The sequence below is a fragment of the Brucella sp. MAB-22 genome (genome assembly GCF_025908475.1).
Lineage (GTDB): Bacteria > Pseudomonadota > Alphaproteobacteria > Rhizobiales > Rhizobiaceae > Brucella > Brucella anthropi.
On sequence record NZ_CP109782.1, the window covers coordinates 1,092,792 to 1,102,088 of the forward strand.

Sequence of the window (9,297 nt, forward strand, 5' to 3'; positions counted from 1 at the left end):
TATTATCGGGGTGCCATCTCATGACGGCACCTCGACCGCTGGCGTCTTGACGAGGGCAGGCAGGTGGGCGTTGATTGAATCGCGTAGCTTGGTCGCGCTTTCAAAATCCAGTGACAGCCGCGTGATTGCGCCTGTCGCGTTCACGAAGGAAATTGAAACCAGTCCTTCGTTTCGCGAAGCGGTTGTGCCGCGCCATTGCACCCGAGGGCCATAACGACGGGTTTTGTCATCGATACCGTCGCCGTGCTGATTTGGAACGAAGACATATCCCTGCGGAAGGACTTCTTCCCGCAGTGAAGATCCCTCCATCTGCAAAAGAACGCGGTTCGTGATCTCAGCAAATATTGGCTGTTTTCTCACGCCAAAGAACTGGGCGATCCTGCGCAGCCGGCTATAGGTATCGCCCTGGCTGGGATCGCTAATTTTCTTATCCGCTACAGATTGCCTTGCTGACATTTGTTCTCTCCGCTTCAATCCGGAGAGCCGACCGCGCCTTCTACTCAAACCCGATCCGGCGCGGTCAGCTTTCCGTTGGGGGCGAGTCAATAATTGCGATAATCGCAAAAAATTGTCAAACTAAAAATTGCGATCATCGCAAAATATCAAATATGAGAATATCGCGATCATCGCAACTTGCGCTTATGCGATTCGCTGTGTGTATGTGTGGATAGTAAATTAATTCTTGTTTTGTTCTTCTTGTTCCAGCATCATTCACCGGGAAAAGGGTGTGAGGTGGGTATAAATGAGTAATGACGGGCTGGAATGTTGGAGGCTTCTCACTGATGAGGAAAAGCGCGCTCTTATGTTCGTTTTGATTCAGTCAGGAATTTTAAATAGCGTTTCAAGTCCGCCTTTGTCTCATCATCAGCCGCATTGTAAGCCTGAAGAAACTCGTCGTCGTTGAATGACATTGTATCGGCAATACCAGGAGGTGGCGAACCAAAAAATTCGCTTATCTTTACAAGCTCTTCTGCGTGAATAATTCGCACTTCTTTATTCGGCGCTAAGTTAAGCATTCTCGTAATGGCATCGGGTCTGACGCCTAGATGTGCCGCCAGTTTGCTTTTAGATCCGTGCCCGCGCGCCTTGAGCTCGCCGATGATCCATTCTTTGATGCGCTTCTGAATATCCATGCTTTAATATTTGCGATAGTCGCGATTATTTCTATCGCGAAGATCGCAAAATCCCTCTTGACTTAAAATTGCGAAGATCGCAAATATCCATGCTATGGATATGGAACCTGCAAAAACGATTATTGATTACTTGGGTGGAGCGAAGGCGGTAGCAGCTATCGTTGGTAAACATCCGTCGCGTATCTATCGTTGGGCGTATCCGTCTTCAAAGCGTGAGGGTTGCGACGGCATTATCCCCCTTCGTGATCAGCAGAAGCTTCTAGAATACTGCCGCACCACTGGTGTCGATCTGGTTCGCGAAGACTTTTTTTGTGCTGACCGTATTTCAAGCATTGCAAGCAGATGCCTTGAAAAGAATTCGCCCGTCAGTTCCTCTGCGGGCGATGCTGGAGCGTCCCTGCCGCCCTCGGACGCTCCAGCTTCTTTGTCGCAGGATAGAGCAGCGGTAGCTCAGTTGGTTCATACCCAACAGGTCGCGGGTTCGAATCCCGCTCCTGCAACCAGTTTCCAATCGCCTGATATCCTCCCATCGGGCGTAAAAGCCGGGGCGCGCCGTAAGGATGACGCCGGACGCGCCCCGGCTCCTGTTTCTGAGGTGCATCATGGCTGATCTTCTCGATGCCCATAGAGTAATCTGGGTTGTAACGCTGTTCTATTTTGCAGCTGGAATATCCGTCACCGCGATGATCCTCCAGGAGATATTTTCGTTGCGACGTGATTTGCATGAGATCAAACATTTTGCTCGTCTCCATGAGGAATGGTGCATCAAAGAATCTCGTGGCGAATTGGATCCGGAGTTTTGGCCGGAGCGCCAGCGCGATCTGGGTGGAAGCAAGAGGAGGAAGTCCTCGTGATCCGTATCGCCCGTGCCTTTCCATCGAATAAGTCCCTGTGTGCGGGTTTCTTTCCCTGCACTCTCGCACTTGATGTCCAGCGGAACGGTGTTGCTGCAGCCATCGGGTTCGATGTCAGCCACTTTCACTTCGCCGGAATAGTCCGCGATGGATACATAATCGTTGTAGCGAACAAGTTTCGCACCACGCGGAGCCTTGATTGTAAGGCGAATGCCATCAAGGCCAAAGCCATCGTTGTTCCTGACCTTTACCGTGAGCTTTCTCGCGCCATTTGGGTAGCTGTCCGGGGAAATGGATACGTTTACCTCCGGCATCATGTCCGAGTCCGCGCGCCTTTCCTGACGGCGATAAAGTCGATAGTTGATGATCGCCACGACCAGGCTGATTGTCGCGATAATGTTCGAAAGCTGGCTTCGCCAGAGAAACTCGAAAGCTTCCGCAAGCGTCGGCAGTTCCCATTCCCCCATGGCCCTGATTCTCCTGTGTTCTCACACTCGCATGAGGCCATGCGCCATGGTGGATGGCAAGCGCGCCGGTTCTTCCGGCGCTGGCGTGCTTGCCGCTCTGTTTCGATCCCTGCATTGCTGCCTCCGTAGCCGTTGAAGCCCGACCTTACGGGCGGATCTGATCAACTTCACCGAATCCTTTGACGAACTTTTTTCCTTGAAATTTTCAGGGGTGTTTCCGTGCGCACAATTTCCGAGCAAGAACAGCGTTCCCTCAAGTCTGCTACCGATGGCGCATACATGCTGTCGGGCGGCATTTCCTGCATCGTTCCCTTTACGCGTGTCGGCGTATCGACGCTTTCCAAGTACGCATCGTTCGGCGAGGAACATGCCGACAGCTTCATGCCAATTGATGTCGCGGTCGAAGTCGACCGGCGCGCGCAAACACCGACCATCATAAAGGCCGCAGCTGGATTGCTCGGATATGAGCTTGTCCCGACAGCATCGGGGGCCATGAAAGCACCCGACAATGTGCCTCTCACGGAAATGGACGCACACCGCGTCATGTCCGAGACCATGGACGTTTCGAAATCCATCGTTACGGCGCTGGAAGATGGACGCATTGACGCCGGTGAAAAGCGGGAAATCACCAGGGAAGTGCGCGAGGCGATCCGAGCGCTGGAGGACGTGTTGCGTCGTCTGGAGGCAGGAAAATGACTGCTGTTTCCGCGCTCGTCGATCAATGGATTGCATCACACGGTGGGCCTCGTCGCTTCGAATGCGGTGTCAGATCCGGCTTTGATGCCACGCAATATGAAATGCAAGGGTTCGGCGTCGAGGTTCGGCGCAAGGGCAATCGCTTTGCCGTAAAGCGTGTGGATGGACGCTGGCAGGTCATGGGCTGGGAAAAGCTGGCCGAGCTGCGCGACGATTTTCGCCAGTTGCACGGCAGGGAGCCGCTTCGCCGGATCGGTCCATGACCGCTCGTTTCCAGCCGCGCGAGGTCGCGCTGATCGTTTGTGCCGCGTTGGTTGCTGAGTCACCAGTCGCGGCTTTTCTCATCTTCTTTCTGTTTCTTGCGGGGCGGTGACATGGACGCGCTATTACCTGAAATGATCCGGATAGCCGATATCGATACGGGCAAGCGCCTGCGCGATGTGGATCCGGCGAAGGTTGAGGCGTTGAAGCCCTCCTTCGCTGAGCTGGGCTTGCGGACGCCGATCACGGTCCGGGCAAACGACAGCAAACGCAAGGGCGCATCGCCTTACATTCTGTCGGCGGGTGCCCACCGGGTGGCTGCTGCGCTTGCCATAGGCTGGGAGGAAATCCCGGCATTTGTGCGAAAAGAAAGCGCGCTCGATGCCGAGCTTTGGGAGATCGACGAGAATCTTGCCCGTGCCGAACTGACGCCAGCTGATCGCGCCATGTTTGTTTTCCGGCGCAAGGAGCTTTACCTCCTGAAATACCCGGAAACGGGGCATGGCGGCGACCGAAAATCAAACGGCCAAGTTGGCCACTTGGTCGACCGGTCGGAACGCAAGAGCTTTGTAGCCGCCACGGCAGAGCTGACGGGAAAACCAGAGCGAAGCATCCGGCGCGATGCCGAGCGAGGGGAAAAGATCTGCAAGGCGGCGCTCGACAAGCTGCGGGGCACCCGGCTCGATAATGGTGTTACGCTGGATCGCCTCAAGGCTCTGCCGTCGGATGTTGCGCAAATTGCGTGGGTCGAGGGTGCGCTGGCGGAAGAAAAGCGCATCAAAGTCGAGAACAAGAGCATTCGCGCCCAGCAACAGAAGGTGCGTCACGCTGTCAGACTTACGGAAATGGCACTGACCGCCGAGCGCGGTAAGGCGACGGCACCGGCAAAGCTGGATCGGCTCTATCCGGTGTATTATGCAGATCCGGCATGGAAATTTCAGGTTCATTCGGAAGTGACGGGGCGCGAAAAGAGTGCCGAGAATCACTATCCGACGATGACCACCGACGAAATTGTCGCCCAGATGGTGGAGCTGATCGGCGGAAGTCATCCTGCTGTACTTTTCCTTTGGGCCACAAATCCGATGTTGCCGGATTCGCTGCGGGTCATGAAGGCTTGCGGTTTTACCTACGTTCATCACTGGGTTTGGGACAAGGTCGATATCGGCACCGGCTATTGGGGCAGGGACCGACATGAACTGCTGCTGATCGGACGGCGCGGCGAGGTCGCGTGTCCGTTGCCGGAAATGCTGCCGCCGACGGTCTATGTCGAAAAGAAGGGCGAGCATTCCGCCAAGCCCGAATATTTCGCCGAGCAGATCGAGAAATTTTATCCGGATCTCCCAAAGCTGGAACTGAATGCGCGCCGTAAGCGTCCCGGCTGGGATGTATGGGGATATGAAGCGCCTGCCGCCGACGTGGAGGCCGCGTAATGTGCTCCAACTGCTTTATCGCCACATTGGGAAGCCCGCGCATTATCTATCTTTCCGGGCCAATGACCGGATTGCCGGATTTCAATTATCCGGCCTTTCGCAGAGCCGCCGCCGCTCTCCGCTTGGCGGGGCATCGCGTCTATAACCCCGCCGAGTATCCGCACAAGGGGCCACCGGAACTTTTCCCGATACGACAAGCGTTCGCGTCATATTGCAACTTCATTTGTCTTGAAGCCGACACGATAGTTTTGCTGCCGGGCTGGCGGGCGTCCAAGGGGGCGAATGCCGAACGACAGCTGGCGCTCAACTGCGGCATCGACATTGTCGAATGGCTGGAGGTGATATGACCTCTGATGCCGATCATCTGCGGAAGATCAAAGATAGATATCGGGCGCTCGACGGCGCGCGCTGGCAGCTTTGCTGTGTCGACAACACGACGTTTGTCGAAGCTAAAACTCGTAATGGCGAATTGATCGAAATCGCGAATTTTCATCCCGTAGCAACGCCGGATGAAATCGATTTTCTGGTCAACGCGCCGGATATGGTCGGGTTTTTGCTGGGGCTTGTCGACCGCGCAATTGCGGCATCACGCAAGGCCGCGCCCGTTCAGCAAAAGCGGCGTGTTTCGAAGGACTTCGCGGCGGAAGCTGCCATGAAATGTGATCAGGCTTCCTTCCGGATTTATCTGGAGGAACGGCACGGCGCTGAGGGGCCGCTGACGGCTGATACTGCCGCAGATGCATTGCGCGCCGTCCTGCGGATCAAATCAAGAAAAGAACTGAATAGCGATGCCGCTGCAGCAGATCGGTGGGGCGATTTGCGCGCCGATTTTGAGGTGTGGCTGAGGGTTGGGCAATGACGACAAATTCTGGCACGATAAAACCGTTGCGCGTTCTCGTGGCTTGTGAGTTTTCCGGCACGGTGCGAAATGCATTCCTCGATGCGGGACACGATGCATGGTCGTGCGATCTTCTCCCTGCTGAGGACAGGACAAACCGTCATATTGTCGGCGATGCTCGGGATCTGCTCCATGATGGTTGGGATCTGTTGATTGTTGCGCATCCGCCATGCACGCGGCTTTGCAATTCCGGCGTTCGCTGGCTGACGGTGCCCCCGCGTGGCAAGACGGTCGAACAGATCTGGCGCGAACTGGATGAAGCGGCAGAGCTGTTTTCAACGTTCTGGAACGCACCCATTCACCGCGTTTGCGTCGAAAATCCTGTCATGCACAAGCATGCAAAAGCCCGCATCGCAAACTATGCGCCGCCTGCCCAGAGCGTCCAGCCTTGGCAATTTGGCCATGGTGAGGTCAAGCGCACCTGCTTCTGGCTGCGTAACCTTCCGCCGTTGACAGCGACCGACATCGTCGAGGGCAGGGAGGCGCGCGTGCATCGTATGCCGCCAGGTCCTGACCGTTGGCGCGAGCGCAGCCGGTTTTTCACAGGCATTGCAGCCGCGATGGCTGACCAGTGGGGGCGTTTGCCTGCCGCTGAGTATCTGGAGGCAGCACAATGAGCATCGCTGTCATGTCACGCCTGTTCAAGGCCCAACTTGGATCTCCGAGCCGCAAGATGCTCGCGATCCGTCTGGCGGATTTCGCGGACGATGACGGGCGCGGAATCTGGCCTACAGTTGGACGGCTTGCGCTTGAAACAGAGCTTTCCGAGCGTACGGTGCAGCGTCTTCTGCGCGACTTCGTCGATGAAGGGTTGCTGATTGTCGTCGCCGAGGGCGGCGGACGACCGGGGCAGGCCACGCGGTACGATTTCGATATGCGGGCTTTGGACAATTTGCAGGCGGGAAAACCTGCTGTCGACGGGTGTCATGGTGTCACGGGTGTCACGGTGTCACCCGTGACAACGGAAGCACCGACGGGTGACATTGAGGACGCCGACGGGTGTCACGGTGTCACCCAAACCGTAATAGAACCATTAGATAAACCATTAGGTGAGAGAGCGCGCGAGAATGAGGACGATGGAAGGGAAAGCCGGAAATCTGTCGAGCGTTCGTTCAAGCGTGGTTTCCATGGGTGGCCTACAGCGATATCCGATAGTGAGCCTGAGGCTTTCCGCGTCTGGCTGTCTCTGACGCCAGAGGAACGTCAAGCCGCAGTCGACGAGGCTGGGCGCTACGTCGAGGCTGCAAAGGCGACGGGCCGGAAGCTGGTTTGCTCCTATGCGGTTTATCTTCGCGAAAGACGCTGGGAGAAGCTGCCAGCCAAGGCGACGGTAGAGCAGACCGGATCTGCGCAGGCAGCGCCTTTGGGCAAGATGTGGGGTGCAAGGGTTTATGAGCTTTTGCTGAACGGCCCCACCCGTGTTGTTGGCCTGACCCAGATCGAACGTGGCTTGGTGGAGAGTGGGCGCTATTCCGAGGAATATCTGCTGCACGATAAGCAGGCCAAGCAGGGCTTTCCAGCAGTGAATGAGCTTTTCGAGCGTGCAGCCGGTGGTCGCGGTGCGCTTGTTCCAGCTCGCCTGCAGGCGATCAAGGATTTGCTGGTGCAGGTTCGCGTTGGCGGCGACGAATGGAAGGCGTGGGCCGATTTCCACAGCCAGCAGGGTTGGCCATGGTTCCCGGATCCCGGAAACGCCGAGTGGGCATATTTCCCGGCTGGTGGGCCGGAGGGTTTGAACGGTTTCGAAATCGCACTGAGGGGATTGGGTGAAAATGATGGCAATTGACGCAAAGCAGATTGCAGATGCTATCACCAGACAGCCGACATTCGAGCAGGCTTGCGCTATCGACAAGGTGCTGGCTGAGCGTCGCAGGGTCGCTCGAATGAGGGCGGCGGCTGCGAATCGCGTTGGCGATGATTCTCCTTGGCTGGTGCTGCAGGTGGCGTCAGGACGCGAACTTTCGGTGCGGGAAGCGCTCGAAAAAGAAAATATCGAAGTACTTGTCCCCATGAAAATGGGGCCTGTAGTTCGTCGACAGCATCGAGTCATTCCGGCAAAACAGCAGCCCGTCATGAATGGTTACGTGCTTGTACGCTGTGCAGTTTTGAACGAATGCCTTGCCGGTCTGTTGAGTTTCGATCACGTCGTTTCGATCCTTGGTGGATATGAAGCGCCATTTCTGGTCAGTGCCGAAAAGGTATTTCTTTTCAAAGCGAAAGCCGAAGATGGTAAATATGATTACGAGCATTTTCACCGGAAGTTTTTCGGGGTGAAATGGGCACGTGTTGCCGACGGTCCTTTTGCCGGTTGCCGTGCAGAACTGGTTTCGGGTGGAACAAAAGGCAACGGTCTGGTTGTGATTGAGGTTTCGATTATGGGCAGGCCAGTGGCTATGACCGTGCCTATTGCAATTCTCGAACCTTTGTGAGCGTAATCTGCTCACGGGATGATCCGGTATGAATAGTGAACCTCGATACACGGTAAAACGTGGGGACTAGTTCCTGAGGTGGTCGCGCTCGGACCCCGCCCTGACCGCCAGAATGGCAGGCATCGATTCAGGGCCAGTGCGTAAGCTATGTCCAGACTTCACCGAACGATGAGCGCCGCAAGGCGCTCTTTTCGTTTGTACTAAGGATAAACGGTTTTGTTGAAAGGCCGCGCCAATGATCAGAACTATCGACAATCGACTGTTTGTCCTGATCGCACTGCTGCTGGTGGCTTTCGCGCTGAGTGGATGCGCAAAGCATTTCTGCACGATGGATGACTATTTCAGCAGCAGCGCCTGTAAGTGACGTGGAATTGCGATCATGACTACGATCACGGCTCACTGGGCTGACAAGCACCTCTCGTTATTTGGATCGAGGATAGCGGTTCTCAATTCGCGCTTTCCGACGGTGCTGCCCCGTATCGTCAATCAGGTGGGCAACCGGGCAAAGACGCAGGTTATTCGAAACCTGACCAAGCAAACGGGACTGGCGCGCAAGACAATCGTCAAGGCCGTTGGGGATCCGGGCGTTGCTCGACCGGGCAAGCTTTCCTACGAAATGGTGACGCGAGGCGGCGATATTCGTCTGAAATATCTTTCGCCTCGCGAATTGCGTGCAGGCGTTTCCGCAAAGCCATTCGGGCAGCGGAAGTTGTTCGCGGGATCATTTCTGAAAGGCGGACGCTTTCCCGGTCGCGTCAACGTTCCAAAGTTTTACGGCCATGCTTTCCATAGGCTGAACACGTCTGGAACCAAGATCACCTATACCCGGTCGGGCGTTTTCATCCCGGTGGAAATGACCAAGGGCGCGACGAGATCGGCATTTGAGAGAACAGCGGCACCTTTGCTGCAACAGCGTGTCGATGCTGCACTAAAAAAGCTAGTGCTTTAGGAGATCGTGCGAGAGAACGTTTCGACCGGCGAGCGGGTCGAAGGTCGGGCGCACCCGACCGACCGATCCTGACCCCATCCCCCCTCCATTGGGTCCTTTTCCGGGCCTATCACCGGAGCGGGTGAGCGCGACTGCGGGATTTCGGTCTCTGCGAATTTTTACAGGGGGATTCCACCGCCC

13 protein-coding genes and 1 tRNA gene are annotated in these 9,297 nt (G+C 56.0%); 11 read left to right on the forward strand and 3 right to left on the reverse strand.

All coding sequences use genetic code 11. The features are described 5' to 3' along the window. Positions 1–18: 18 nt before the first annotated feature. Positions 19–456 (reverse strand): hypothetical protein, encoded by a 438-nt coding sequence (locus OHI65_RS14805; RefSeq protein WP_264359111.1) that lies wholly within the window; start codon positions 454–456, stop codon positions 19–21. 344 nt (positions 457–800) lie between these two features. Continuing rightward, complete coding sequence (locus tag OHI65_RS14810; RefSeq protein ID WP_114215507.1) at positions 801–1,133, reverse strand: XRE family transcriptional regulator; 333 nt, start codon at positions 1,131–1,133, stop codon at positions 801–803. Between the two features lie 428 nt (positions 1,134–1,561). On the opposite strand from OHI65_RS14810, the gene OHI65_RS14815 reads away from it, so the two are divergent. Next, positions 1,562–1,636: transfer RNA gene (locus OHI65_RS14815), tRNA-Met, on the forward strand. A gap of 149 nt (positions 1,637–1,785) precedes the next feature. On the opposite strand, the gene OHI65_RS14820 is transcribed toward OHI65_RS14815, so the two are convergent. Beyond that, entirely contained in the window at positions 1,786–2,454 is a 669-nt protein-coding gene (locus OHI65_RS14820) for a hypothetical protein (protein WP_264359112.1), read from the reverse strand. Between the two features lie 219 nt (positions 2,455–2,673). Between OHI65_RS14820 and OHI65_RS14825 the strand changes: the two genes are divergently transcribed. From OHI65_RS14825 to OHI65_RS14870, 10 genes are all read left to right on the forward strand, one after another. Next, positions 2,674–3,150, forward strand: coding sequence for a phage regulatory CII family protein (locus OHI65_RS14825; protein WP_264359113.1), 477 nt, complete (start codon positions 2,674–2,676; stop codon positions 3,148–3,150). Continuing rightward, positions 3,147–3,413 (forward strand): hypothetical protein, encoded by a 267-nt coding sequence (locus tag OHI65_RS14830; RefSeq protein ID WP_264359114.1) that lies wholly within the window; start codon positions 3,147–3,149, stop codon positions 3,411–3,413. Before OHI65_RS14825 ends, OHI65_RS14830 begins: the two co-directional genes overlap by 4 nt. A gap of 111 nt (positions 3,414–3,524) precedes the next feature. Continuing rightward, positions 3,525–4,841, forward strand: a complete 1,317-nt coding sequence (locus OHI65_RS14835) for an MT-A70 family methyltransferase (protein WP_264359115.1) — start codon at positions 3,525–3,527, stop codon at positions 4,839–4,841. After that, positions 4,841–5,188, forward strand: coding sequence for a DUF4406 domain-containing protein (locus OHI65_RS14840; RefSeq protein ID WP_114215502.1), 348 nt, complete (start codon positions 4,841–4,843; stop codon positions 5,186–5,188). Before OHI65_RS14835 ends, OHI65_RS14840 begins: the two co-directional genes overlap by 1 nt. Beyond that, positions 5,185–5,700 carry a hypothetical protein gene (locus OHI65_RS14845; RefSeq protein WP_264359116.1) on the forward strand — a complete coding sequence of 172 codons (516 nt, stop codon included), beginning with the start codon at positions 5,185–5,187 and terminating at the stop codon, positions 5,698–5,700. Before OHI65_RS14840 ends, OHI65_RS14845 begins: the two co-directional genes overlap by 4 nt. Further along, complete coding sequence (locus tag OHI65_RS14850; protein WP_264359117.1) at positions 5,697–6,356, forward strand: hypothetical protein; 660 nt, start codon at positions 5,697–5,699, stop codon at positions 6,354–6,356. The genes OHI65_RS14845 and OHI65_RS14850 overlap by 4 nt, the downstream gene beginning before the upstream one ends. Next, a complete protein-coding gene (locus OHI65_RS14855) occupies positions 6,353–7,525 on the forward strand; it encodes a helix-turn-helix domain-containing protein (RefSeq protein WP_264359118.1) in 1,173 nt (390 codons plus the stop codon). Before OHI65_RS14850 ends, OHI65_RS14855 begins: the two co-directional genes overlap by 4 nt. Further along, positions 7,512–8,168, forward strand: coding sequence for a transcription termination/antitermination protein NusG (nusG, locus tag OHI65_RS14860; RefSeq protein ID WP_264359119.1), 657 nt, complete (start codon positions 7,512–7,514; stop codon positions 8,166–8,168). Before OHI65_RS14855 ends, nusG begins: the two co-directional genes overlap by 14 nt. Before the next feature lie 235 nt (positions 8,169–8,403). Beyond that, entirely contained in the window at positions 8,404–8,532 is a 129-nt protein-coding gene (locus OHI65_RS14865) for a hypothetical protein (RefSeq protein WP_255482242.1), read from the forward strand. 15 nt (positions 8,533–8,547) lie between these two features. Continuing rightward, positions 8,548–9,117, forward strand: a complete 570-nt coding sequence (locus OHI65_RS14870; protein ID WP_264359120.1) for a hypothetical protein — start codon at positions 8,548–8,550, stop codon at positions 9,115–9,117. The last annotated feature ends 180 nt before the right edge of the window (positions 9,118–9,297 follow it).

Excerpts from the sequence above, each read along its gene's own strand:
- OHI65_RS14810 (WP_114215507.1), bottom strand. The coding sequence starts at position 1,133 with ATGGATATTCAGAAGCGCATCAAAGAATGGATCATCGGCGAGCTCAAG.
- OHI65_RS14805 (WP_264359111.1), bottom strand. The coding sequence starts at position 456 with ATGTCAGCAAGGCAATCTGTAGCGGATAAGAAAATTAGCGATCCCAGC.
- OHI65_RS14850 (WP_264359117.1), top strand. The coding sequence starts at position 5,697 with ATGACGACAAATTCTGGCACGATAAAACCGTTGCGCGTTCTCGTGGCT.
- OHI65_RS14865 (WP_255482242.1), top strand. The coding sequence starts at position 8,404 with ATGATCAGAACTATCGACAATCGACTGTTTGTCCTGATCGCACTGCTG.
- OHI65_RS14840 (WP_114215502.1), top strand. The coding sequence starts at position 4,841 with ATGTGCTCCAACTGCTTTATCGCCACATTGGGAAGCCCGCGCATTATC.
- OHI65_RS14835 (WP_264359115.1), top strand. The coding sequence starts at position 3,525 with ATGGACGCGCTATTACCTGAAATGATCCGGATAGCCGATATCGATACG.
- OHI65_RS14820 (WP_264359112.1), bottom strand. The coding sequence starts at position 2,454 with ATGGGGGAATGGGAACTGCCGACGCTTGCGGAAGCTTTCGAGTTTCTC.
- nusG (WP_264359119.1), top strand. The coding sequence starts at position 7,512 with ATGATGGCAATTGACGCAAAGCAGATTGCAGATGCTATCACCAGACAG.
- OHI65_RS14855 (WP_264359118.1), top strand. The coding sequence starts at position 6,353 with ATGAGCATCGCTGTCATGTCACGCCTGTTCAAGGCCCAACTTGGATCT.
- OHI65_RS14845 (WP_264359116.1), top strand. The coding sequence starts at position 5,185 with ATGACCTCTGATGCCGATCATCTGCGGAAGATCAAAGATAGATATCGG.
- OHI65_RS14870 (WP_264359120.1), top strand. The coding sequence starts at position 8,548 with ATGACTACGATCACGGCTCACTGGGCTGACAAGCACCTCTCGTTATTT.
- OHI65_RS14830 (WP_264359114.1), top strand. The coding sequence starts at position 3,147 with ATGACTGCTGTTTCCGCGCTCGTCGATCAATGGATTGCATCACACGGT.